This window comes from Nitrosospira multiformis (assembly GCF_900110185.1).
GTDB lineage: Bacteria > Pseudomonadota > Gammaproteobacteria > Burkholderiales > Nitrosomonadaceae > Nitrosospira > Nitrosospira multiformis_A.
The window spans coordinates 35,197-59,471 of record NZ_FOCT01000001.1 but is presented as its reverse complement, the minus strand read 5'-3'; the positions used below and the strand labels follow the sequence as shown (position 1 = coordinate 59,471).

Below are 24,275 nucleotides of genomic sequence, written 5' to 3'. Positions count from 1 at the left end.
GGTTTTTGCTTTCCGCCGGAACATCGGGCAATTGAAGAAACAGCGAGAGGCTAACTGAGCCTCTCCTGTTAATCAACAAATCCAGATCAAACGGGAACCATTCTTATTTTAATAGCCCGGCTGACCACCCATGCCGCCAGGAGGGGGAGCCAGAGAGGGAAAAGAAGAACCTGACGATGAACGCGAGGAAGCCTGCTCCACCTTCTGCTTTCCAGCCGCTGCTTCTTTATTAACTTTTTCTACCGCCTCATTTATACGGGACTGCTCGGCAGTGGCCGACTTGTTGATGGCGGCGTTATCGGCATTGGCCTCCTTGATCATACAGTCATGATAAGTCTGTATCTGTTTCTGCCACTCATTGATCTTTCCCACACTCTGGTTGAAGGCATCAACACTGCTTGAATCCACCACTGGCGTTTCAGGCATCGCACCGCAGCCGCTGGCGGACCAGGCACCTTTTTCGAAGGTCCCCGCCTGTGCGGCAAACACGGTAATGAGCAGTGCAACAGATACTGGAATATAAATGATTCGACTCATATAGCGCCTCCCATGATTGACAGAATGTGATTGCACCGGCTCAGCCATACTCCTTCTTTCGCCCGCACGAATCGCAAAGGTTGCGGCAAGTCAGAGAAATGTGTAAAAAAAGCGACTTATATTCCTGCTGATATTGCTGCAGTCGATTGGCGATTCAAGAACATACGCCAGCATCTTATAGGCTAATATAGCCGGTTTGTAAACGGCAAGAACAAGTCATGTCAACATCTGCCCATCCCATCAACCTTATGCAACCCACTGCAAACGCCTGGCGCGATGGGCTGGCAAAGTCGGTGCTATTCTTTTTCGGCATAGCCCTCTGGTACAAGGGGTTGAGCTTTTATGCCTATTATCTCCTGCCCCTCGCCTGGGTGATAGATGGAGGACTCGGCCGCTCTGGAAAAACGGTCAGAGAGCCTCTGGCAATCGGCATGCTTCTGTTATGCTTCGTCCTCGCCCTTGGCATACTCTGGAGCGATCGCCCTGATCTTGGATTCAAGGTCTGGCGAAGATACTTTGCCTTTCTCGTTTTTATCCCCTATCTAGGTCTCTTGAATAAGGAACGTCTACCTTGGGCAATCTATGGAGCGCTCCTGGGTTATTTTGGAGCACTGCTTATCGGTTTATATCACTGGCTGGTAATGGGCGTACAAGGTATCCCGGCTTTGGGGATGCCTTACCTTCATTTTTCATCAATGCTTGGGATAGGAGTCATACTAGCGCTTTACCTTACAAGCACAAGCAAAAACAAAACAGGAAAAGCACTTTTTTGGGCTCTCGCCCTTTTTTTACTTTTTATTCAGTTTAATCAGAATGCGCGCGGTATTCTCGTAGCCACTCTCATTTCCTCTGTATTTCTAGTTTTCTTCCTTTATAGAAAAAAACTCTCAAGACTTTTTACCTTTATAGCGATTCTCTCCTTTGCTGCAAGCTTCTCTGCCTACAATAGCTCCAGTTTTGAGGAAAGATTGAGTCAAGCAAGGCAAGACATTGAGCTTTTAGAGCAAGAAAACTTTAATAGCAGCATAGGGTACAGGCTAGCCCTTTGGGATGTCGGTCTCCATGGAATAGCCGAACATCCCTTTGTCGGTCACGGGACGGGAGCGGCTGCAAGGTATTTCGAGAAAACTGTTGAGACGTATAAAGGAGGTATTTACCGGAGTTTGACAGAATTTCACGACACTTATCATTATCACAACGACTGGATTGAGATTGGAATGCAGTTAGGACTGCTCGGTCTGATTGCTTATGCTTTACTCTTATGGGGTTGGTTTCAGACCCTAGCTAGGCGAGGACATGTGGCACTTGCCGCTGCATTAGTCAGTTTTATTTTTGCGTGTGGTTTAGTTGATAATCTTGTATTTTTTCGTCAAATTATTTTCCTCCTCATTGTAGTGACGACCATCTTCATCTCGTATAAAGGAATAGGAAATACCTCAACTCGAGTCTTTACTAGCTCACATGATATGTAAATCAGTAAAAGAAACTGCTCGAAAATCGAGATATCAAATCTAATGCGAGTTTGCTTTGTATCTCACACTGCCCAGAGAAATGGGGCAGAATTGGCTCTTCTCGAATTACTACAAGGATTACATAAGCTCGGTGTTGAGTGCCTTGTATTCGTACCAAAGAAAGGTCCACTCCTTTCAGATCTGGATGAGCTAGGCATAAAATGGCGCCAATTGAATTATCACTGGTGGTGGAAGCCAAAGGGAAAAGCACTTCCTCTTCGCATTCTGCGAACTCTGCAAGGATTAATAGCAGCCCTTCGAATGGCATGGCTAATTCAAAATTGGAACTGCGATTTAGTTTACACAAATACAATCGCCGTAAATACAGGTGCCCTTGCGGCTTGGATAATTCGGAAGCCGCACATCTGGCATTTGCATGAGTCAGCGTACAGAAATCCGGATTTAAAGTTTGATGTGGGTAATCGTTGTGCAGCGTTCCTGATAAATCGCTTGTCCGCCCTTATAGTCGTAGTTTCACACTCTATTGCAAACGAGTATTCCCGTTATATCAAATTAGAAAGAATGCATGTAATTTATCAGTCTATATCCGTTAGCGGTAGCAATGATAATAAGTCTTATTTAGACTTGAAGAAAAATAAATTTCAATGTGTGATCGTAGGTTCTTTACAACCTGCAAAGGGACAGGATGGAGCGATCTCAGCAATAGCTGAAGTGGTTCGACGCGGAATAGATGCTCATCTAGTCTTAGTTGGTGACAGCAAGGTATGTTTTCGTGCGGAGTTAGAGCGGCAAGTGAAGACCCAAGGCCTAGAGCACCGCGTACATTTTATTGGGTATTCAAAGGACCCGATTCGGTTTATCCGAATGGCCGATGTTGTTCTAACATGTTCGCGATGGGAAGCTTTTTCTCGGGTTACGATTGAAGCAATGCTTGCAGGCAAGGCTGTAATTAGCAGTGGGCGAGGTGGAACAATTGAGCTCATTAGAAATGGTGAAAATGGTCTTCTATACGAATGGGGAAATCACATTCAACTGGCTAATAAAATACAGTTTTTATATGAGAATCCAAATGAAAGATATCGCCTAGGTACGACTGCCCACGCTTGGGCTCAGAGGAGGTTCACCCAAGAGAGATATGCTAATGAAGTATTCGATCTTTTAAGCAAAGTAGTAGAGAATAAAACCTAATTGCCTTCTTTGCGTAACCTTTTTTAGCATTTTATAAAGTCTATCCCCACCCTGCTTTCTACTAAGGGTTGAGATGCACATTTGTTTTATATCGCATTCTGGCAGCCAGTATGGTGCTGAACTCGCTCTGTTAGAGCTACTACAAGGTTTAACAAAATTAGGTGTCGAGTGTCTAGTTTTTGTCCCCAAAAAAGGGTCCCTTTTTATCGAACTTGATCGCTTGGAAATAGAATGGCGACAGTGCGTTATCCTCCATAGGTAAAAATACATCCCCAAATTCTTCCCCTGAGTTTTTTCCAATTGGCAAATCTTAGAAGGGGCTGCCGCAGTGTGGTGACGGCGGCAATTCTTGGAAGGCTGTAGAGTGGCTTGCACTTCTCGTGCTCAGTTCGGGTGGCGAGGAGTACCTCCCTTAATAAAAGAATCGCCATGTTAAGGTACACGTTGTGATCCTACCCCGATAAACTGTACCGGCTTGTATTAATCCAAGATGTGCTAATAAAACCCGCGAAATTTTTAATGGCTTTCAAATATTTAATCATTATTGCCACGGCAGCAGTCATCTTAATATATGGAATCATGAAACCGGAGCGCAACTGGGACATGGTTGCATACGTTGCCGCTGCTTATTACAGAGACGGCTATAGAGGAGTGGATCTAACGCGGGAAACATATGGAGACATAAAGAAGGGGGTAAGTGCCAAAAGATTTTCGAAACTGGTAACAGGGGAGTATCGAGAAACGGTATTTAGAGATCCCGCTTCTTTAGAGCAGCAACTCCCATTCTATTCACCTAGAGTTGCATATGTCGAATTAATACGGCTCTTCAAGCACTTCGGCTTGAGTTACACGAAAGCAACCTACGTGATCAGCGCAATCTTCGCTTCGTTGTCTGTCCTGGTACTAGGCTTAATTATTTTAGAAGCCACAGTCTCGATAGCAATACTTCCGTTTATTGTTGCACTAACCGGATATTCGGAGATCGCCCGGCTTTCGACACCTGACGCAATGGCCTGTTTCTTTTCGCTTCTAGGAATATACAGTTTAATTAAAAAAGGGAAGCTCAAATTTTTTGTTGCCACCATCCTTCCCGTGATCAGGACGGATTTCATATTACTTTCGGGGCTTTTAATGATATTTACCTATCGCCAGGGGGATAGGTTTATTTCATTATTTTCACTGTTGTCTGCTGCTGCTATTTATATTTTAGTTACCAAGTTAACTGGAAACTATGGATACCTAACGCTTTTCAACTTCACCTTTATCGGCTCGCTTAGCCCATATCCGGCAAATATCATTATTTCTCATCAGGTCGGCGATTACGTCATACCTTATGCGTTATTGTTACAGAGCTTACTTTCCCATTCTCATACCGTGGTTTACGTGCTAGCTCTTTACTTGTTCTGGCTAAACAGAGATCAGGTAAATAGGGGCAAGGTACATTTTTACTGTCTATTTATCCTGCCTTTTGTTTTTACTGCGGCACATATGCTTCTATTCCCTTCAAATCACTTCCGATTCTTCGTTTTTTCCTCTTCCTTAATCTTCATCTGGAGCCTGACAGTCCTAGCGCAATTAAAAAAGGTGCGAGACCGAGCAGTGAAAATTGGCCAATACGCTGAGCCGCTGCTGCCGAGAAATGAGCTCGGTTGGTAATAAAGCTTTTCAGGGAAGGCAGGTCTCGGGATGAGGAGATGGGAGCGCTCAGAAGAGAGCTAATTCAAGTCAGTAAGGAGTGTGATTTTTTAAAAGAAGCGGCGGCGTTCTTTGCGAAAGCGTCGAAATGAGATATCGCATGATTGAACGCTGCCGCTATGCCTTTCCCATTCGCCTGCTGTATCGTTGTCTGAGTGTATCAACCAGCCGCTACTATTATTGGCGAGATCGCCCCTTGAGTCAGAAGCGCTCGATGACCGGCGTTTGCTGGAGCGCATCAGGAAGATTCACAGCAGCAGTGATGGAGTGATGAGCAGTCCATAAGTCTGGAAGGAGTTGCGTTATGAAGTTTTGGCGTGTGGATTGAACCGTGTAGCACGACTGACGCGAAAGCAGAGGTTGTATAGCATTCCGCAGTGTAAACGCTGGAGCAAGAAGGTCTGCGGCTTTCGATCGGAGAATGTGCACAATCACTTAGATATGAATATGACTACTACTTTTGAATTTGCGAAGGAAAGAACCTTCTCGCAAATTCCCTCAGATCGATTTCCGTCTCGCCGCCATCCATGAATCGGAATCTCCATACATTCTGTTGCTCGTCTGAATCCAGTTGCAAAGGATCATCTGCAAGCGCTAATCCGCCTTTTTCAAGGATTTCTCTGGCTTTCCCTGCGTTCCCGGTTAACAGGGAGTTCAGCGCATCGGGAATTCCCCTTTTCTTCGCTGCGTAGGCTTTGTTCATCCAGGGCGCCATTTCTTCCAGAAGGCCGTATTTCTTGTAAATGTTCGCCATGCGCGTCAGTTCATCCGCATCTTCAAGCAGGTTGCCAGTCAACATGCGCTTGGCAATCATTTCATCCGATGGAATTTGTGTTGCTGGTTTGCTCAGGCTGGAAAGGCCCCTAGCATCGGCTTCTACGACAGGAGGTGTTTTTGTCAACCCGGTGCTCAGGCCGGGCGTCGGGTAACCAGGAGTAGATGGCTTCGGCTTATCCTGCTGCCATGGAATGGTTATCTCATCGTTAGCGGCACGAAGCCGCTCGCGTTTTTCCCTGTTAAAATCTGCCTTATCGATCCTCGCCCGATGCAACTCCGCCTCGCGCTCATCCGCCTTTTTCAACCGGTTGGCATCCTGCTGCCGGAGTTTCATATCCTGTCCCGTGCGTATACCTTGTGCAAGGCCCCCAGCAAATGCGCCCAGACTTTCAAGCATGGTCCCCCTCCCTATTGTGTTTATTCACTGTCGCCTTGCGCTTCATCAACCCTGACGCGACATTGAGACGGTGAATGAAATCCTCTCCTACAAGTTCCACCGCTTTCCTGTTGAGTACCGCTTCGCCATTGGATAACCGGATAGGCTGCACGCCTTCAATCGAAGCTGGAATGGAATCGCTGGTGCCGGTACCGGGGCCCTGTACTATCCCGCCATCCGCATAGCCTTCGCGCTTCAATGTGGATAAACCATAGGCATTGTAGTTCCTGATGACACCGCCCGTTCGCAGCCCCGGGGTCCTCATCAGGTAAGCTCCACCCAGGGTGCCGACCAGGTTGCCTAATCCGCTGAGCCCTCCCGCTTTATTCTGCTGCTGTTGCTGCCATGCATTCAGTTGTCCCTGATACTGGTTCAGCATCAGGTTGCCGGATGAGTTATTCGCGCCGAGGGCGCCGTCATACCAGTGTTGCGCTGCATTCATGCCGGCGGTATGCAGCCCGGCTTTCGTTGCCAGATTGTCAGTGGCGGCGCTACCTGCATTGAGTGCTGCCGCATCGGTGGCTATTCCCATGGTAGGCATATTACGCCCAAATTGGGCCATGCCTTGCCGCATGGCCATGCCCTGCAATTCTGTCTCGCGCCGGGCCTTATTCATGGCTCCCACCGTGTCTTTGGCAAGTCCAAGGCTGATCTGGTGGGCCAGGCCTTGAAATTTGCCTGAATTAGGATTGACTCCCATGCGTCCCATCGTCCGTTGGCTTGAATCCAGGGCACTCTCATAACTTTTTGCGATATCCGCTCCTGCCTCGGCCGCCATCCGCTCTTTACGCTCAGGCGAGTCGAATTCGTTGGCCTCCCTCACCATGCGCTCTTCTATCGGCGCAAACAGGTTCCGGTATGCCTGCCATTGCGATTCGGCCCTCGCTGCATTGGCTTCGCCTGAGGCAATCTGCTGATCTACAATTTTCTGGATCAGGGGATCCTGTACCCTGGCTCTGTCCTTCTCCCATTCGAGCTGTTGTTTTGCCACATCCAGTTGTTGCTGGGCGATATCGGCCTGTTGTTTTGCCGCCTGCCCAATGAGCGGATCCGGTCTTGGGGGCTTCGAACTACACATTTTCAATCTCCAATATTTTGGTCAATCCATTTTCTACATGCCTGTAGCCGAGTAATCGGAAAAACCGTGCGGCCTTATTAACTGTCTTTACGGTAATGTTGATTTCCCGAACGCCAAGCAATTTCATGGCATTCTCGACATACCTTACAAAACGCTTGGCAATAGTGCCGCGTCGCGCCTCGGGCAAAAGATACAGCGTGTCTTCCGTGGCAATAAGTGTTTGCGTGTGGGCGCTCTTGTCCAGATACATGGCGCAATTGCCCAGTAACTTTCCTTCGCTTCTTACGGTGAAAAGAAGGTAGCGGCCCGCCCGCTCATACCGGATAAAAGTCTCGTAATCCGGCTGGAACGGTAGCCGGTGTCTGTGTCCCTCGGTTTCATTCCAATGGAGGCGATGCAAATGCTTTATTTCTTCTGTAATGTTCTCGATACGCTCTACAGCGAATACTATGCCGCCGTTATATCGAGGCTTGACTTGTGCAATATCTCTCGGTTGCGCAAGCGTTTCCATGCGGTAGGCGGCAATGCAGATATCCGCGGCCAGATCAGATGTCAAGGTCAAGCCCATATTTGCCTTGAGCAGTGAAATCAGTTCAATATTCATCATCCATCCATACGTGAAATAAGCTGTTCGAGAGAATCGCGAACAGAATTTATGTACGCATACAACGCCTCGCATTCAGCCTGAGTAGGGGGAGCAGAGAATGTAAGCGCGCGAAAGGCGGGAAGCGCTATTCGGTTTCCGCGTCTTCCGGTCAATATCTCAAGCATGGTTTTGAGCCAAGGAGGTGTTCCAACCGGAATGCCAGGCTTCTTGATATAGATCGCTTCAGCAGGTTTGCTGAAAAGCGTGGATTCAATCACAACCCCGTCACTTATCGCTTTGGAGCTTGCTTTATTGATTTGGGTGCAGAAAGTGGCGACAAGAATGTGTATCTGGGTAATTACGCCCGTTCCGCCAGCATTGGCTTGCATGAAGGGCGTCCCGACAAGCGTGCCACTGCCGATGGATATGGGGAGGGTGTGACCTGCGTTAAATTGCGCCAGGTCGGCTTCACTCAGAGTATGAGTTTGCGTGATTGCTCCGCCTGGGAATACCTTCTCCTGGGCCAATGCGCCCATGCTGAGCATGTGCGCCTGCCTTACTTTCCCCGTGCTCAAGGCTCTGCCCGGCGCAATTACCACACTCGCCAGGGCAATATCTCTGGTAACGCCGGCAGCGCTACCCAGGTTGGATTGAACGAGGGCAGCCGTCGCAAGGGTTTGATTCTGCTCGATCTTGCCCGTATTGGCGCCACCCGCCTGTGTTAATCCCGCAACAGCAAGCACGTGATGTTGAGCAATTTCTCCGGCGCTGCCGCTATTTGCTTGTATTGCAGCTACACCGCTTAATCCAAGCCTTGTATCACCGAACCACGGCTTTCGTGCAGGTGCCTTGAATAGCTGCCATGGATTTTCATGAAAAGCCCGTGACTCAGCCACCCCCCAGACTGTATCGGCAAAGCCGGCTATCAGTATCGCACCATCAAACTCCCATAGATTCCCACCAACGTATCGTCCAAGGTTGAAATTCTTGTTCCCCGCTCCCCAGGCTACGGGTGGATTTGTCCAGGTCAACCCGGTCTCTTTCCCATCGAGAAAAACTTTGCACGTCGCTGCCGTACCCCCCGATACGAAAACAATACTCCGGTTTTTTGTGTTGAACCATGAAGAAAGGGTACCGGAACTGGCGCCATTGGAACTAATAGCTACTTTTAAGTCAGGGTAAATCTGGTATGCGAAAGCGTTGGGAGAAGAAGCCCCGAAGGGGCAGTGGCCATGCATATCAGGGCCACCCACAATGGGACACCACATAAAGAAGGTGCCGACATTGCCGGTCAGTTCCGGATAGCCGGTGTAGGCGTAATAGTCATCGACACCATCAAACGAAAACACTTTGCCATTTTGTGCCGGAACAATTGCCGCATTGCCACCCGCTGCCCAAGCTCGCCCTGTAACCAGATCGACCGCCCCTGCGGCGGGGTTCCACAATATTCGTATTCCTTTGCCAAGGCCGGCATAATCAATGGGCGCAGCGTGCTGGGGCTGCCTTACCAATCTGTTTCGCAGGGTGATGAGGGACATGCCGGCAGATCAGGTGGAAAGACCGGTAATATCGGCCCTGTAAATACTCCCTGAGCTGACTGCCACCCCCATGTCATTTTTTACGACCAGCTTCAGGTAACGGCTGATTGGCAGACCTTGCAGGCTGAAAAGCTTTCGGTGCACGTTCGTGTCATTGCACGGCAACGTGCCAATCCAATGCAGGTCAGCCTCGTTGGTGGCGTCGGTTCCGCTTTCCGGGCCACTTCCGAAATTCACATTATCGAGCGATAGTTTTGCGAATAATATGAGTTGGCGGCTGCCGGTTGGAGTCCCGTTAGGATCGCATTCAATCTCTAAAGTAATATCCAGCGGGATAGCAGGTCCGAGATCAATGGCTGACGAAGTTATGTAGGTGCCGCTTGCCAGCGTTCCCAGATTGAGCACGACGCTGCGCGCGCTCTGCGCTTGGGTAAATGTTGCCATGGTTTGTTATCTGGAATATCGCCAGGAGTTGAGTTAGGTGGGCTGGGAGCTCGTGTAAGTCAGGCTTGGGAAATTGACTGTATTGCCGCTCGTTACCACCTGATCGGTGGTTTCATCGGTCACCAGCAAGACCTTGCTCACGTTGTCAGTGAATGCAATGTGAAGATCCGGGGCGCTGCCCGAATTGGCTGAGGCTGTTCCACTCCGTGCCGCGACTGTCAGCACGCGCGCTGCGCCGTCGGCACCTGACAGTGCATAATCTCCGGGCGCCATTGCAACCGCACAAATTGCATTAGCATTAACGGTTGCATAACTGTCAGCAAAGGAATATGTCTTTAACAGCAGCATGCGGCCCGCATTGTTTTTTATCGCATTCAATCCACCATCCAGTACGTCGGAATGAACATACTTCGCCATACAAAATTCCTTTTCTTATAGTCAAAAAAAGCCGCCCGGATAGGGGCGGCTCGCGTTTGGGTAACAAAAATCAGGAAGAAAAAACTGCTTGAAATACCCAGAGCAGCTCAAGACCATGAACTGAAAGTGTCAACCCAGCTACTGGATTGACACTTATGGCAGCTATGCCTGTTTCAATCCATCCATTGTTTCAGCCAGGACGAGGCTGTTTACCTTCACATTGCCAGATAGCACAAACTCCACGTTATCGGCCTTATAGCCGCGGGGAAGCCGAAATGCCCTGTTATTCTTGACCTGTTTGGTAAATTTCGGCACGCCATCGCTCCATAATTGAAATTGCAGAGAGTCTATGGATAAGAGGGGAATATCCTGTGTCGCGTCACCCCCGATCTCGTATTCACCGAGGCATGTATCTGCCAGTCCGTCATTCATGGAATAAGAACTGATCAATGTCTGGTTGGCAGCGATAGCTTCCTTATAGGAGGATTGCGCCGCTGCTCTTTCTTCTTCCGTCATTTCAAAATCGGCATCGATCTTCCCCGCACCATAATTAACCGGTGCCCCAGTAATGAATCGTTTACTTTTCCATTCATAGAAAAGCTTGGTTCCCGTATCCCCTTCCCATTCGTAGATTTTCTTGTTTGTGGCGATGTAAAGCTTGCCGGTTATGGGATCTGTCCAGATACAACTGATGTTCTGGTTGATTTTTGTAAAGGATGCATCCTCCGCCTTATCGATCACGAACATCAGGGAGCTATCGCCGGCCGAATAGCCGCAGTAATAGCGGTTATCGGCAGAGGTCGCGATAAAGGTATCGGGGTTCAGTTCGGACCACTCCTTCTGGGTAAACAAATCTTTTGTGACAATATCGCTGCTTGCCCCGATCATTACCATCCCTTGCGGAGCGGGATACCCGATGCCAAATGCAAAATTCGCTACTCCTCGTTTCGACATGCAAGGCCACGCCACCCCCAGCTTCTCCATTCCTCCGCCCATGGTCGCAGGCTCAACCCCGGTTATGGTGAAGGGATTGCCCTTGGTCATGCCAACCAATGTGGTGCCCATTGCAGCGATGGCTACAATTTCCTGGTCGTATGTTTGTCGATACGAAATGGGCCAGGCGTAAGGTTTGAACGGTTCTGAGAAAAGCACCTCATTACCCGTGAATCCTGCGGCAATTCCATTCGCAAGTACAACAATGCCTCTCATGTTTGCAGGGGGCATTTCCCAGTTTGTGGAGGGTAGTGTTTCTCCCAGTGCAATAACCGCATCAGGGACAGTATCGCTGTAACTTTTTGTAATCCCGGAAAGTGTTGCGACATAGCGATACTCGGTCCCTGACGAAGTGGTGAGCGTCCGATAGATGCGCTTGTTCATCCCCTGGATATTGTGTGGGGCTTCGCGCTTCCACCTCCCGCCACCGGTATAGACCTGGTCTGAAGAGAGGGATACCACCACTTTTTTCGTTATCGGGTCTACGCTTATCAGAATGAATTGACCTTCAAGTCAGTCATGCCTGATACCGATTCAAACTGGATTTCCTCGTGCGGTCTTAAACCGAAGACGGTATCAAGGCTGATTTCCATTTGGCCGGCAACTGGAGAATTCCTGGAAACAGCGGTAACTGTCCCGGAATTGGGGGGTGCTGAGTCCAGATTTGAAATCATCCACGTTGCGTCTATCTTTCCACTGGTCACTATCGAAGCGGGGGAAGGTTGCGACTCTTCCCCCCATTGCGTGACAAATGTATAAACATAGGCACGGGAAGTCACTGCTCCGCTTCCACCCGACGCAATCACCAGTGGCTCGCTAACCGGGGGTGTAACCCCAAGTACATAACAGGTGGACGGATAAGCATTGGCGCCCGCTGTTGCCATTTCAAAGTTGGAGGTGCGCGGCTCCCCGTCACCCGTGTAGTAGAATCGCTGAAGCGTATCCCCTGCAACAGGCGAGCGGGCCACATCGACATCCCTGCTCCAGACGAGCCACTTTTCGCTCCCATCCTTTTCCATCCTGAACATCGACTGGATTTCGCCATCGATCTGGGGAGAAAAAACAAGTAGCGGCGCGTTCCTGGGCCGCAAGTCGCCAGCGGCAAGGTTGCAATTGGTCGCCGTCTGCGCCTGGTTCGAGCTGAGCAAATGCTTTGCCAGCCGCGGCACAAGGCCGGAGAATCCTGAAATCCTGAATGCGCTCACCCCGCCAAATTTCCTGTTCCGGGAGGGGTATCCTGCTGTAAATCAGTTCCTCGTCCCTCGCATAATGCACGTTCCTTAGCACGTCTCTTCACGAGCCCCGGCAATACTTTTTTACCGGGGCCATACTTGAATGCCTCTATGCGCGCACACGCTTCCGCATACCGTCCGGCATTGAGCAGGTCGATAAGATTAGGCGGTTTTCCAGGTAAGGCTTTTCGGCAGAATGCACCAACACCGATGTTATAAGCGAGGCTCACATACGCCTCATACTCATGCTGATATAGAGGCACAGTCACGCAGCGTCTGACTCCAGCCGCATAAACATCCTCGATTTCATCCAGCAACCGGATCAAAGACCTCTCAGGAGTTGTCCTGTCTCCCATTTTCACGCCCGTGGTCGTCCCAAACCCTATGGTGGGGACATCCCCGCGCACAGGGATATATGCTTCATCCTTATACCCCTCGTTCACCGCGATTCCAACCAGTGTTGATGCAGCCACCACTAATAACGCTACAGCGGACCTGCCTTGGCTAAACAATGGCTTACTCATCTTTCGATTCCTCGTGTTCCATGCTCATTTATGCGTATCGGTATGCAGGTGTCAGGGAATAGTTTCGGTGATGCAATCCAGCTTCGCCTTTATGGTCTCCTTCACATTGCCTGCATTCAGTGTGGCGCACGAGGATATTTCCGGAATGGGAGATGCTGTCTTGGATTTTGGCTTCGAAACTTCCCCCGGATTCATCGATGTTTGCGGTTGTATCGTTGAAACGTGTGGCTCCATTGGGGTTTCGTTCGTCACCGGCGGTTCATCCGTCACCAGGGGGGTAAACGTGGTGCACGACGCCAGAAACAAGACTCCAAGCAAATACCTCATGGCTTTCTCCCTCTCGTCCATTTTTCGATGATTCTGTCGAGCTTGTCGTTGAATTCCTTCAACGTTTCACGCTGCTCGGCTCTCATCGACTTGATTTCCTCATCAAGACGTTCATTGGTTCTTTCCTGATACAGCTCGCCTCGTTTCAGGGTCGCGATATCATTTTGCACCGTGTTGTACGTCGCTACGCCTGACGCAACCAGGCCAGCCACTGCAATAATTCCACCGAAGGATAATGTGTAGGTGGATGGCCCCCGCCGCCTCTCGGTCCTCCTCGCAACCTTATGATCACCGTCATCATCCGCCATGATCAGGGCAAACTCCACAAAACTACGATTGCAAATACGACCGCACCCAGCAATATTGCGGCCGTCCATTTCGACCCCTTCAACTTTTCCAATAAACCGTCTGCGCGGGCTTCGACTGCGGCATGTTGTCTTTCCACCTCTTCCTGGATAGCTTTGATGCGTTTGCGTTGGAACATGGTCACAATAATTCCTCCTGGGTATTGAATAAAAAAGCCCGTTCGGGCAAAAAAAAAGCGGCTACGCCGCATCTTGTTGTCTTGTTCAAAAAGTTTCGATCATGTGTTTACCACTTGATGTCATCCAATTGCTGCTGGGTGGGAAAATCGCCAAGCGCCGCAATCATCTCCTGTAATCTCTGCCTCTTGCCCGTCAGTTGGCCATGCACTCTCGCAAATGCAGCAGCCTTGACAATGATTTTGGCCGCCAGATCTGCCTTACTCATATTTCGAGCGTCAGCAGCGTTGTCCAGCCAGGGAGTATGGGTTTGAGGATTTGAAAACCATGCCTTTGCTTCTCCTTCCTGTAATGCCCAGCTTTTCACTTCTTCCTCTGGATAAACTGCTGTCAATTTCCTTACGTCTGCCTGATAAGCAGCATTGATCCGGGCGACAGCCGCTGCTTTCATTTGATCCGGACTCGGTGCAGTCAACGCGGTGATTTGTTCTGATGCCGCGGTTTTCCATAGATCCACAAATGACTGAAACTCCGCCATGTTTGTGAGCAGCGTATTTGCAGTATCGTCATACTCTATATGGCCGCTTGTATCGTTCCACTGCACAGCACGCACGTTGGCCCTCAACGACGATAAATCGATTCGCCTGAATACGCCATCGATTCCAACCACGCTGTCGTCCCGAATGATTGTCACTCGCATATCTCGCTCTGCTCCAATAAGCCGTTACCCTGGACCTTCCTGTTGGCCATGTGCGCTGCCACAAGCAGTACCTGTTGTGTTTTCTCGCTGTGCTTCACCATCTCGTTACGGAAGGATTCTGTAGCTGCGGCGCCCTTGCGGGATTCGTTGGCAGTGTTGACCATTAACGTGGGCAGCCAGCCTATAGCGCATCCCCATGAATCGGTTTCCTGTCCCGTATTGGTATTTACGCCGCGAACCTGCACATACCATGGACATCGATAAAGGACAGGTTTCTCATCCTCGAGCTTAAGCTCTTCACATTTTGCCTCCAACGGACAATTCGCTATGCGTATTTCCATCAATCCTTACTCGCTATGATTATGTCGATGTATTGCACGGCAAGGTTGATGGCCGTGCCGGTAAAAATATGGCTGTGCGAGCCACCGCCACCTGTGCCGACATCCGTAATTGGCATTCCGGTAATAATTCCACCTCCCCCACCGCTGGGGTTAGTCCCTCCGCCTGATGTCCCATATACACTCAAACTGTGCGTATGCGCCGGTATCTGCGCCGAAGTCAATGTCGTCGCGCTGTTCCAACCCGAAACTGCCTGCGACGTGAAGGCTGACGTGAACGCGACTGAACCACCCGAACCGCCACCGGCACTTCCTACAACACGCAGCGCCTTATTATGATGCGTCGTGACCTGAGTCCAGCCTGCCGGAGCCGTCGCCTGAAAAAATGACATAACGGTTCCAGGGGGAATGAGGCTCTCAGGCGCAGCGCCTAGAGTCGCTCTTGCAGCCGCCGCATTATCATCATCCAGCAAACTCCGGATATAGGAACTCAGATTCGCCAATGCAGCTGTGCCTGGTCCAGTGAAATACGCCATCTTATCGGTTGACGTCTCCAAGGCGCCAAGCGCCTGGAGATTTGGATTTGCAAGAGATTCCTGCAAGGCGATGTTGGTCACGCCGGCAACGAAGTAATCGCCTGCTGCCCAGGTACGGGGAGCCGTACCGTCCAGTCCTCGTCCTCCTTGGGCAATGGTTAAGCTGTCGGTCGTACGTGCCTCGATTTTCACAATTTCCCGATTGCCGGAAGCATCCTTGAATATGCCATAGAAATAATCGCCGATGCCGGGCGATGGAAAGAGAACACCCTTTCCGGCCTCCACCGTAAAGCTCAATCCTGTTGTCCCGCTTGGGGCGGAACTGATAATGGCCTTGCCAAAATTCGAGAACTTGAGTCCCATGTTTTATCCTCGTCTCAGGATCGCTGTCTGGAAGGGCGCTCTGACATAGCTTCTGGCTACCCTCATGCCTGCTGCCGCCGTCTTGATAATGAACTGTTGCTGGTGATAGGCGGCTAGCTGGATATTGGTATAGGGCTTTTTAGGTGACAGCATTAGCCGCGCCATCGAGCCGTGAATAATGGCTTCGCGGTATTCGTGGAACAGCCCGTCATCAATCCCTGTACTGGTGGCCGAAGGTTTTAATGCGACCGTTATTGCCAATACCCCGTTACTATCCGGAGTTGGAACCAGGGTCAGCGAAGATGGACCGCCAAGAACATATAGCGGTTTGCCGCTTTGGCGACGCCAGTTTCTGATCGTGATGTTCTTCTCGCAGGCAAAAGGCTCTATTTCTTCTCCATCCAGCACTGCATTTATGATGGCATGAACTGCCGCGCCTTCAGGTGGAGAAAAGACATACTCCGCAATGTCCCCTATTATGAAGACAGACTGGTGCTCGATTTGCCAGGCCAGGGATTGCTCACAAAACGCTATAGAAGATTGGCGCAACGCACTGTCGGCTGCAGCAGCGGGACATCCAGGCAGGTCTGGCATAAGCAGATCATAAAAATCGCTCCAGGATTTCATGGTTGCGCCTCGGAGCCGAACAACAGCATGAATAGTGTGGCTCGGCCGGAATTGACGTGCTCATCGTCAGACATTTCTGCTCTGGCCGTAACATAGTCTGCTACTGTTTGGAGGTATATAGCGGGTAGCGGAAAAGCATCATCCAAGGCGCGTTCCCCATCAGGCAGGTTATTGAACCTGCCCATGAACAGATCCGGTCGCCGTTTGAGTATCTGCAGCATCCCCTGATTGGCAAAGGACAATAATACGGTATCCGGATAACGCGTCTTGTCGTCGTCATTGAGCGGGATGCGAGCCAACTCGACAATTGACTGATATGAGAATGGCATCAGTCCGGCATCTCGTTCTTGGAAAACAGGGCAATCACTTTATGCCGTATCGTTCCCTCGTTTTGGCGCTTATCCAGCCGTTCGTTGTATTTGCGCTCGGCAAACTCAAGCAGAGCTTTTTTACCCATGGAATGAAAGTCGATCACCGGCAGCGGTTCTTCAACCGGTTTCTCTGCTTGCGCCAGCCCGATCGGCACAACGTTATCCAGCGTCTCATCGTGGACGCGCATCCAGGTATCGGAGTACACGAGCAGCCTCTCAGAAACTTCAGCACTTACATTCCGCACTTGACCCGGTTCCCAACGCAATCCCACTCCATTGATGCTGTCAATCTTAATGCCGGTGGCAATATATTTGACTTTTGGCATATGAAATCCTCAATAAAAAGGCGATTCCCAGAGGCTGGGAATCGCCTTTGACTTCCTGATTACTGTTTGCTTTTACTTGATGCCTGTCGCCTCGCCCGTGACGATTGCAGTGATATTGCCCGAAGCAAATGCAGTGGCCGGTGAGGTTACAGTCAGGATAACATAGACATCTTTTTCGAATTTGATGGGTTGAAATCTCAGGTCGGTAAGAGCCACACCGGATAAAATCGTTGTACCAGCGGAAAAATAATCATCATCCTCGACAGGACCTTGTCCTGGGTCGACTGGGGTATAACCGATTTTTACAGCAAACGTGGTGCCCCCTGTATCCAGATCGTCATTTACTATCCGTAACGCCGTAACACTCATGCCAGCCGGAATTCTGACCGGACGATAGATGCTTCCAATCACCCCGGATGAGGGTGTTGCTGTCCCATAAACCACTGCGGCGTTGCCATAGTTGCCCATGGGCATCGCTTTGCTGTTCAGATCGGGTGCGCTAAAAGTGGCCATTTATATCTCTCGAAAAAGTGATGGGTTGAAAACGGGACATTAAAAGCCGCTTTCACTGTATCAAACTCGTTAAAACGGATTAAAGTGGTACAGCCGAGTCAACCGCAATCACCCCAAAGTCGGTGGGTACCTTGAAACCTGTTCCATCGTCGATAGAGAAACGGGTTTTCGCTTTGCCGCAAACCTTCTCGCCCATCACTTCCAGGTTACTTTCAAAGTTATACCAATGTTCCTTCCATCCGAACTGCATTCCGCTGACCCTGGTTTTCCCGTAAGCGACACCCAGTGCTTGTGCGCCTAATAATAATCCGCGCTCGATCGCGTACCCGGCAGTCAGTGCTCCATTGACAGCTTGATCGGTTTCTGTTGCAGTTGCCGCATTTGCTGCGGTAACTATCTTCGTGCTTTCGCTAGGCATGAAGCGGATCGCGCGCTCATTCTTGATCACCAGAATGCCATTCCACATTCCAACCTCACCGGCAAACAGCGGATGACGCTCGTCAAAATATGCCGCCCGATTGATGGCGTTCTGCTGGAATGCACGTAACGAACCTTCGGTCAAAAGGAGCGAGTACTGATTGGGTGTGGCGAGAAATACCCACATTTTGGAAGTCTGCGCGGCTCGATCCCCTGCCAGTTTGACGGATTGCAACGGCTGATCCATGTCATCAAGCCTCTTCCGCAGCAGATCCAGATGCGACAAGCGCAGGGCGTCCGTTGAAACGATGGATCCCAACTGCTGTCCCCCTGACGTCAAATTGGCGCCGTTCACTACAAAATGACGATTATAGGTAGGCGCCTTCACGGGGTTCACCATTATGGAACCGAAGTTCGGTGCGCTTTGAAGCGGTACTGTCCAGTCCGAACCGGTTTGAGAACCACGTGCTCCTGCAAGATGCACCAGTGTTTCCTGAGCATCGAGACGGGGGAAATAACCTGACAATTGCGCCAGGGCAATTTCACGCAACTGATGCTTGGTGCGTTGCTGCGACATGCTGCCACCGGCATCGATGACCTTACTGGATAGATCGATCTTGATCTCCATCGAGGAAAACGAAAGCGCACTGCCCCGTCCTTCACGATTGACGTCGCCCATCAGTGGTTCACCACCCACCGTATCGACCAGATCGAGCGATACGACATCGCCAGCACTTTTCATTAAATTATCGATACGCACAATAGGCATGCCCGGATTTGTTTGACCGGCAATTTTCTGCATTGCTACTGAAGGCTCGACCGGGCCGACAAGGCTGTCAATCGCTGTGGATCCTTTGAGCGTGTTGGCGAAGAGCGCCGCACTATAATGTTTGACTGCCAGTGAACTTCCGCTTGCTACGTTTGTTTCAGCCATTTAATCAATAAATCCTTAATCAAGTTCGGCTCTCAAGGCTGCCGCCTGATGCGTGGGCATCTTCATCAGCTTCTGAGCAAGTTCAAATGGGCTCAGACTCTCAAGCTGCTCACGTTCAGAAGTTGGATTTGCTCCACCCTGAATATCCGATAGAGTTACAGGCTTCCTCACCGGGGCTGCCTCAAGCTTGGCTTGCACATTCGCTTTCATCATTCCCGGATCGGGTTTCTTTTTTGGAGTGGAGGCTTCCGGCATGATCGCCCTGACACGGCGGACAACCTCCTGGAACCGTTCCGCATAAGACTTTCCTGCCCACTTTGTATTGGTTCTCAGAATTTCGTCCTGCTTCAGCGCTTCTTCCCAGGCGTCAGCGTCATTACTTTCCCAATGCACGAGATCAGGATTATTGTCTTTTGCCTCAGCGACTTGCTCTGTAGTGCTCAGTTGGTTTATGCGCTCGGATTCCTCTTTTTCGCGCTCCAGCTCCCGCAGTGTTTGCTCGAGCTTTTCGCCTTGCTTCCGACTCCCCTCAAGCAGCGCGCTGAGTACCTGATGAAGTTGAGGCATTTCTTCTTTCAGAGCCTCAAGGTGCGTCTTGAGTTTTTCATCCAGCGCAATGGTCTCTACTTCCTTTGCTTCCTCTTTCCGCATCAGGAATTCGTCGAGTTTGCCTTGCGCGGATTTTAGCTGCTCACGCAGTGCCGAGTTCTCTACCCGCAGTTCCTTGTGTTTCTGGTAGGGAATGGTCCCCTTGCCGCTCTTGTTCAGAACGACAGGTTCATCGTCACCCTCATCGTCGCTCACTTTACTGAATGCGTCGTCCTTCACATCGGAGCTGGATTTCTCCGTTTCCTCTTCCTCTGGTGCTTCCTGCCTGCCTAGAATTTCCGCAAGCTTGTTCGGGTCGCTTTCCAATATCTCGATTTGTTCCGGCGTAAGATTTGCGATTTGCTCATCCGTAAGCTGATCCACTTCCATCTTTCCTCCAAACTACTTAACCCAGTGAGCGGGCCTGCCTTAGCAGGGTTAAAAAAAGAAACCCCCGAGCAACACAAGAAGCGCATTGATCAGAGGTTTCGGGAGACTACTCCTGCAATATTGTCGCTAGCGTATTCGCATAGTGAAAACCAATAAAAAGCCGCCAATGTTTCCAGAGGCGGCTTCGATAGAGTTTCTGATGAAAACGTTATTGCTGCAACATTCTCCCAGACGACACCGGCACCCCCCCCATAATCGTGGAAAAACTTTCATTCCCAAACCATTGTTTAGCGTTCCGTACCCACATTCTCACCATGTCATAGTCATGAGAGAGCGGTGTTCTTGGCCCCATCTTGAAATAGGGACCATTTGCATCGTCATAAGCCGTAGGCACGTTGTACTCTCCGAAAATCTTCACACGATCCAGGTAAACCTCACGCCAGCCAACAGCAGTTGTTTGCAGATTCATCCGGATCGTGATGTTGTACCAGCGCCCTTGCTCTATTTTTTTTACCGCTACTGTCTTGCCAGTAGCACTTATAGCGGGCAGCACCGCAGCAGGGACATTTACAAATAGCGTATCCTTATCTACAAGGCGCAAGCCAATATTGACGTGCTTTATAATCGACTCCTCACCCCCATCCGGAGATGGATACCAGGAACCTATGGAGGCGACTGTACTGGTTGTCCATAACGGATCAATCATGAAGTCTACTGATGACCAAACTTCGCCGGAATTTGGGAACCTTCCAAATGCAATCTCACTCCGGTAGCCAAAATTTGTCTCCGCGTCTGATCCGTATGAAGACAGCCTGGCTGTTCCATCCACTATTTGCACTCGCTCTTGGATTCCGGCTGGGGAAGCATTTCCGGTAACCGTGGTGCCATTGGCCTGCAGAGAAAGCAACCCCGCTAAGTTTGTATCGAGAGGAAAATTGAATAATTGAGTCATCAGAAGGCACTCGCGAGGATGAGCTTGCCAGGATTCGAGCGAAGCTGTTGAAAAACTCTCGTCAGAGTTCCGACTGATGGCATTGTGTAATCAGAAGGGAGCCTAAGTATTGCCAAGGCTCTAGTGGCCGTTGCAATACCTACACTTGAGTTGGCAGACGCAGGGTACACTGAACCTATATTGAACGTGTTGGAATTACGTGTATCTATCCCACGAGTCAGCGCCGCATAGGTGGCGTTGTAAAATGCATACTCCTCATCCACCCATATACCTTGCCTTCCAGCAGTACCGTCGACTACTATGGCAAAACTATGCAGACCACCGGAAATGCTCTTGTGCGCGCTTCCAGAGTAGACGTCGGTAGCGCCCGCGAGGGCAAAGCTGATGATTCCGGTTGCAGACAAAAAGATGCGAATGCCTCGCTGTCCTGCAGCTGCACCATAGCCATCGCCCATCATTCGGGCGGACGAACTCTCGGCTGTGACTTTGCCAAGCCACCAGATAATCAGCTTCTCGCCACTCGCATAGTCGAAGTTCAGATTGGGAATACGCAGTACAGAATCGGTCGCGCCGCTTGCAGGATCAATCGTTGATGCGTAGCCAGAATTGGTTGTCCAGAGCTGTGAAACAGACAGATTAGCGCCACGACAAGCATGATTCAGCCCAGCCAGATCGTTAAATTTGTCGTCGTCTGCCACCTGGTTTCCCGCGAAGCCGTGAAAGTGGTAATAAGGATGGAGCGCGCCGGGATCATACGTTTCAGCAGAGCCGAGCGCTACCAGCTCATCCACAACACCTTTATCAAAGGATGCAACAGTTCCCTTTCCGTAGAGATATCCTGCTACAGTTGTATCATTCAAAAATCGAATCATATTTGCCCTTTCCGTTTATTCAAAAATTATCAAATGTTCTCTACCCGCAGTTCCTTGTGCTTCTGGTAGGGAACAATTCCCTTGCCGCTCTTGTTCAGAACGACAGGCTCATCTTCACCTTCGTCATTGCTCACCTTGCTGGGCGTGAACTTCCGCAAGCTTGCCCAGGTCGCTTTCCAATATCTCGATTTGTTCCGGTGTAAGATTTGCTATTTGCTCATCCATAAGCTGATCCTCCGTCTTTCCTCCAAACTACTTAACCCAGTGAGCGGGCCTGCCTTGAGCAGGTTCAAAAAAGAAACCCCGAGCAACACACAAGAAGCGCATTGATCAGGGGTTTCAACACTACGACTACATATCGCCGCTAGCGCGTTCGCATGAGCGAAAGTCAATAAAAAGCCGCCAATGTTTTCCAGAGGCGGCTCTTCATTGATTCTGTTGGGTTCTATCTATATCTCAACGTATAGCGCGGAGTGTTCGTCGTGTCGTCCACGGCGCCGATATTGGGCGGGTTGTAAAAATGCTTGCCATGAAAGTCTTTTCCGCCCAAATACACCCCATTACGTTTACAAGAGACGGATTGTGGTCTATAAGCGTCATTAAAATCGGGATTATTGGTATTACTTGATATTGCAAATGTGTGACCTACGTTTGCACCAAATCCATGAAAGCAGTTATTAGATTCACCTGTCCAAACGGCAGAATTTACCCTGACAGCAGGGGTTGTATCAGTTGTTGTAGTAAAAATATTGTTTCGGATAACGTTTGTCGTATTGTTCGCCGTAGCCATCATGTATGCCCCTGCATAGGAGCAATTGATGAATGTGTTATTAAAAATGTTTGAAGATTGCCCGCTCAATTTATTTCCAAAGGAAATGCCGGTCACACAATTGACAATTAAATTCCCGTAAGCTGTGCAATTCGTCGCGTCAAGCATCAGTATTCCCGAGCCACTGGGGCGAATAGAATTGTCAGGGTTCCCATTACCCCATAAATCGCGAATCTCATTTCCAAACGCAACACTGTCCCGGCAATCATGGTCGAACAGAATACCGCAGCCATCAATGTCTGCTGTTGTTATGTTCTCCGCGTAATTATTAAAGACACGGTATGTGCCATAGAAGATATTTGCAAGACCAGACAGCCCATGGAGCCCATAGCATTTGTTGTTATAAACGTCATTGGGCCCAAAATCTGGAGTAGCGGACAGGCCAAATCCGCCAAGAACAATACCCCCTCCAAGAAGACCTACTTTCTGCTGATTAGTGATAGTGTTGTCATAAACCTTGATGCCTGAATTTCGCCCATAGACTGTAGGACCGTAACACTCGATAGCAACTCCTCCACAATCTGTGTAAGTGTTTCCGAATATACGAATATCCGTCATCTTGGTCCCCGCCAGGACGTCATCCAGTGAAAGAAAAGTGATGACGCCACGCGGCCCCGAAACCCCATTGAATGCATTATTACTGATCTGCATATTACTCAGGTTTGTCGCCATCGCCCCCGATGGCCTCCAACTGATGCCGCTCCCAGTCCCTGCCACAAATATGTTTCCGTCAATAACGGTGTCTACATAGGCGAAATTATTGATCGCCATGAAGTCAACCATAGTTATGGCAGAGCCGATGAGCGTGCAATTCTTAAGCCAGAAGCCGGTATTTGGCACGCCGGTTACGCCAATACAGCGGTTGTTCCCTGCTGTTATCGTGAGCGATTGCAGGGTCACGTAAGATTTGTCCAGGTTGAAATAATACGCCCCGCTAACAAATGTAATTGATCCAGGCTCAGTCGCGTAATCCCCCCGGATTGTTATACGATTACTGGAACTTCCAGCCCATTCTGGACGGATAATTTGAGAATAAGTATGAGCGCCGCACACGTACAACGTATCTCCGCCTTTAACGCCTGCACCGCCCCAAACGATCTCCGTCCAACCACCCCAAGCAGTCCCATAGGATGTTCCGTCGCGCGTTCCGCTGTGCGATGTATCGGGACGAACATACCAGTCTGCCATTTAGTCCCCCACGAAATGCAGCACTCGATAGTATTCGAGTTTAAGCGCGTCGCCACTGTTTGCTCTCTGCCCGATAATATCGACCGTAACACTGTTTGCAAAATCGATAGTGTAAGTTGCAGGCGCGCCCGATCCTGCCGTTACATACGCATTGTCGTAAGGCTGTATCTGTGACGCCAGGGAATTACGGTTTGCCAGAACGATCAGCGGCGCTTCTTTGACAGACGTAGTGCGCGTGGCACTGTAAACTGTCACACCGCCAACCTTGACTTTCAGAATCTTGTTGTTCGCGCTACTGCTGAATGTCCACAACGGCTCGATCTGGAGGATGCTGTTGACACCGATGATTCCCGCGCGAACGGTAAACGATCCCAAAATCTCATCCGTCGCCGTCAAGGCGCATGAGGCAGCCACGGCCGAACTCGATAACACCTCTACAGGCTTAGTAACTGCTGGATAATCTTCAGCATCACCTTGAGCAATCAAGGTCGCTTCAGTTACATCATCAAACCTGGAAATTGCGCCCTTACCGTATCTGTATCCCGCCACAGTTTCATCATTCAAAAATCGAATCATCTTGTTACTCCTTTTATGCGGATAATGCG

At 49.9% G+C, this 24,275-nt stretch carries 29 protein-coding genes and 1 pseudogene; 4 read left to right on the top strand and 26 right to left on the bottom strand.

From position 1 onward, the window contains the following. Positions 1-108: 108 nt before the first annotated feature. Positions 109-537 carry a hypothetical protein gene (locus BMY01_RS00315; protein ID WP_074743623.1) on the bottom strand — a complete coding sequence of 143 codons (429 nt, stop codon included), beginning with the start codon at positions 535-537 and terminating at the stop codon, positions 109-111. Positions 538-755: 218 nt separating this feature from the next. On the opposite strand from BMY01_RS00315, the gene BMY01_RS00310 reads away from it, so the two are divergent. The 4 genes and pseudogenes from BMY01_RS00310 to BMY01_RS00295 form a co-directional block, all read left to right on the top strand. Next, positions 756-2,009, top strand: coding sequence for an O-antigen ligase family protein (locus BMY01_RS00310; RefSeq protein ID WP_254772535.1), 1,254 nt, complete (start codon positions 756-758; stop codon positions 2,007-2,009). Positions 2,010-2,099: 90 nt separating this feature from the next. Then, positions 2,100-3,197: a glycosyltransferase family 4 protein gene (locus tag BMY01_RS00305; RefSeq protein WP_254772534.1), complete on the top strand. Its 1,098-nt coding sequence runs from the start codon at positions 2,100-2,102 to the stop codon at positions 3,195-3,197. 519 nt (positions 3,198-3,716) lie between these two features. Next, positions 3,717-4,853: a hypothetical protein gene (locus BMY01_RS00300; RefSeq protein WP_074743621.1), complete on the top strand. Its 1,137-nt coding sequence runs from the start codon at positions 3,717-3,719 to the stop codon at positions 4,851-4,853. Next, positions 4,810-5,351, top strand: a pseudogene (locus tag BMY01_RS00295) (IS3 family transposase); the annotation flags it as partial. The gene BMY01_RS00300 and the pseudogene BMY01_RS00295, both read left to right, overlap by 44 nt. Here BMY01_RS00295 and BMY01_RS00290 read toward each other — a convergent pair. From BMY01_RS00290 to BMY01_RS00175, 25 genes are all read right to left on the bottom strand, one after another. Beyond that, positions 5,347-6,066, bottom strand: coding sequence for a hypothetical protein (locus BMY01_RS00290; protein WP_074743620.1), 720 nt, complete (start codon positions 6,064-6,066; stop codon positions 5,347-5,349). The pseudogene BMY01_RS00295 and the gene BMY01_RS00290 overlap by 5 nt on opposite strands. Continuing rightward, complete coding sequence (locus BMY01_RS00285) at positions 6,059-7,183, bottom strand: hypothetical protein (protein ID WP_074743619.1); 1,125 nt, start codon at positions 7,181-7,183, stop codon at positions 6,059-6,061. Before BMY01_RS00285 ends, BMY01_RS00290 begins: the two co-directional genes overlap by 8 nt. Next, on the bottom strand, positions 7,176-7,790 hold the full coding sequence (locus BMY01_RS00280) for a GNAT family N-acetyltransferase (protein WP_175463176.1): 615 nt from the start codon (positions 7,788-7,790) through the stop codon (positions 7,176-7,178). Before BMY01_RS00280 ends, BMY01_RS00285 begins: the two co-directional genes overlap by 8 nt. Beyond that, the gene (locus BMY01_RS00275; protein ID WP_074743617.1) at positions 7,787-9,307 is read right to left on the bottom strand and encodes a hypothetical protein; all 1,521 of its coding nucleotides are present in this window, start codon (positions 9,305-9,307) and stop codon (positions 7,787-7,789) included. Before BMY01_RS00275 ends, BMY01_RS00280 begins: the two co-directional genes overlap by 4 nt. Positions 9,308-9,316: 9 nt before the next feature. Next, on the bottom strand, positions 9,317-9,751 hold the full coding sequence (locus tag BMY01_RS00270) for a hypothetical protein (protein ID WP_074707032.1): 435 nt from the start codon (positions 9,749-9,751) through the stop codon (positions 9,317-9,319). A 33-nt stretch (positions 9,752-9,784) separates the two neighbouring features. Beyond that, the gene (locus BMY01_RS00265) at positions 9,785-10,168 is read right to left on the bottom strand and encodes a hypothetical protein (protein ID WP_074743616.1); all 384 of its coding nucleotides are present in this window, start codon (positions 10,166-10,168) and stop codon (positions 9,785-9,787) included. Positions 10,169-10,330: 162 nt separating this feature from the next. Then, entirely contained in the window at positions 10,331-11,623 is a 1,293-nt protein-coding gene (locus BMY01_RS18190) for a hypothetical protein (protein WP_254772533.1), read from the bottom strand. A gap of 29 nt (positions 11,624-11,652) precedes the next feature. Next, positions 11,653-12,366 (bottom strand): hypothetical protein, encoded by a 714-nt coding sequence (locus tag BMY01_RS18185; RefSeq protein WP_074743614.1) that lies wholly within the window; start codon positions 12,364-12,366, stop codon positions 11,653-11,655. Next, positions 12,363-12,917: a lysozyme gene (locus BMY01_RS00250; RefSeq protein WP_074743613.1), complete on the bottom strand. Its 555-nt coding sequence runs from the start codon at positions 12,915-12,917 to the stop codon at positions 12,363-12,365. Before BMY01_RS00250 ends, BMY01_RS18185 begins: the two co-directional genes overlap by 4 nt. 51 nt (positions 12,918-12,968) lie before the next feature. Continuing rightward, on the bottom strand, positions 12,969-13,244 hold the full coding sequence (locus BMY01_RS00245; RefSeq protein ID WP_074743612.1) for a hypothetical protein: 276 nt from the start codon (positions 13,242-13,244) through the stop codon (positions 12,969-12,971). Continuing rightward, entirely contained in the window at positions 13,241-13,552 is a 312-nt protein-coding gene (locus tag BMY01_RS00240; protein ID WP_254772532.1) for a hypothetical protein, read from the bottom strand. The genes BMY01_RS00245 and BMY01_RS00240 overlap by 4 nt, the downstream gene beginning before the upstream one ends. Before the next feature lie 2 nt (positions 13,553-13,554). Then, positions 13,555-13,728 carry a hypothetical protein gene (locus BMY01_RS17660; RefSeq protein ID WP_175463172.1) on the bottom strand — a complete coding sequence of 58 codons (174 nt, stop codon included), beginning with the start codon at positions 13,726-13,728 and terminating at the stop codon, positions 13,555-13,557. A gap of 107 nt (positions 13,729-13,835) precedes the next feature. Continuing rightward, a complete protein-coding gene (locus BMY01_RS16940; protein WP_081353598.1) occupies positions 13,836-14,426 on the bottom strand; it encodes a hypothetical protein in 591 nt (196 codons plus the stop codon). Continuing rightward, on the bottom strand, positions 14,417-14,767 hold the full coding sequence (locus BMY01_RS00230) for a hypothetical protein (RefSeq protein WP_074743610.1): 351 nt from the start codon (positions 14,765-14,767) through the stop codon (positions 14,417-14,419). Before BMY01_RS00230 ends, BMY01_RS16940 begins: the two co-directional genes overlap by 10 nt. Beyond that, entirely contained in the window at positions 14,767-15,663 is an 897-nt protein-coding gene (locus BMY01_RS00225) for a hypothetical protein (RefSeq protein ID WP_074743609.1), read from the bottom strand. Before BMY01_RS00225 ends, BMY01_RS00230 begins: the two co-directional genes overlap by 1 nt. A gap of 3 nt (positions 15,664-15,666) precedes the next feature. Continuing rightward, entirely contained in the window at positions 15,667-16,290 is a 624-nt protein-coding gene (locus BMY01_RS00220) for a phage adaptor protein (RefSeq protein WP_074743608.1), read from the bottom strand. Continuing rightward, positions 16,287-16,619, bottom strand: coding sequence for a DUF6682 family protein (locus BMY01_RS00215; protein ID WP_074743607.1), 333 nt, complete (start codon positions 16,617-16,619; stop codon positions 16,287-16,289). The genes BMY01_RS00220 and BMY01_RS00215 overlap by 4 nt, the downstream gene beginning before the upstream one ends. Next, positions 16,619-16,987, bottom strand: a complete 369-nt coding sequence (locus tag BMY01_RS00210; protein ID WP_074743606.1) for a hypothetical protein — start codon at positions 16,985-16,987, stop codon at positions 16,619-16,621. The genes BMY01_RS00215 and BMY01_RS00210 overlap by 1 nt, the downstream gene beginning before the upstream one ends. Positions 16,988-17,059: 72 nt before the next feature. Continuing rightward, positions 17,060-17,500, bottom strand: coding sequence for a hypothetical protein (locus BMY01_RS00205; RefSeq protein WP_074743605.1), 441 nt, complete (start codon positions 17,498-17,500; stop codon positions 17,060-17,062). 79 nt (positions 17,501-17,579) lie between these two features. Next, positions 17,580-18,851 (bottom strand): phage capsid family protein, encoded by a 1,272-nt coding sequence (locus BMY01_RS00200; RefSeq protein ID WP_074743604.1) that lies wholly within the window; start codon positions 18,849-18,851, stop codon positions 17,580-17,582. 15 nt (positions 18,852-18,866) lie between these two features. Beyond that, positions 18,867-19,829: a hypothetical protein gene (locus BMY01_RS00195; protein WP_074743603.1), complete on the bottom strand. Its 963-nt coding sequence runs from the start codon at positions 19,827-19,829 to the stop codon at positions 18,867-18,869. Positions 19,830-20,037: 208 nt separating this feature from the next. Continuing rightward, the gene (locus BMY01_RS00190; RefSeq protein WP_074743602.1) at positions 20,038-20,781 is read right to left on the bottom strand and encodes a heparin lyase I family protein; all 744 of its coding nucleotides are present in this window, start codon (positions 20,779-20,781) and stop codon (positions 20,038-20,040) included. Further along, on the bottom strand, positions 20,781-21,641 hold the full coding sequence (locus BMY01_RS00185; RefSeq protein WP_254772531.1) for a hypothetical protein: 861 nt from the start codon (positions 21,639-21,641) through the stop codon (positions 20,781-20,783). The genes BMY01_RS00190 and BMY01_RS00185 overlap by 1 nt, the downstream gene beginning before the upstream one ends. A 457-nt stretch (positions 21,642-22,098) precedes the next feature. Next, the gene (locus BMY01_RS00180) at positions 22,099-23,670 is read right to left on the bottom strand and encodes a right-handed parallel beta-helix repeat-containing protein (protein ID WP_074743600.1); all 1,572 of its coding nucleotides are present in this window, start codon (positions 23,668-23,670) and stop codon (positions 22,099-22,101) included. Beyond that, on the bottom strand, positions 23,671-24,246 hold the full coding sequence (locus BMY01_RS00175) for a hypothetical protein (RefSeq protein WP_074743599.1): 576 nt from the start codon (positions 24,244-24,246) through the stop codon (positions 23,671-23,673). It abuts the gene before it with no gap. Positions 24,247-24,275 lie beyond the last annotated feature (29 nt).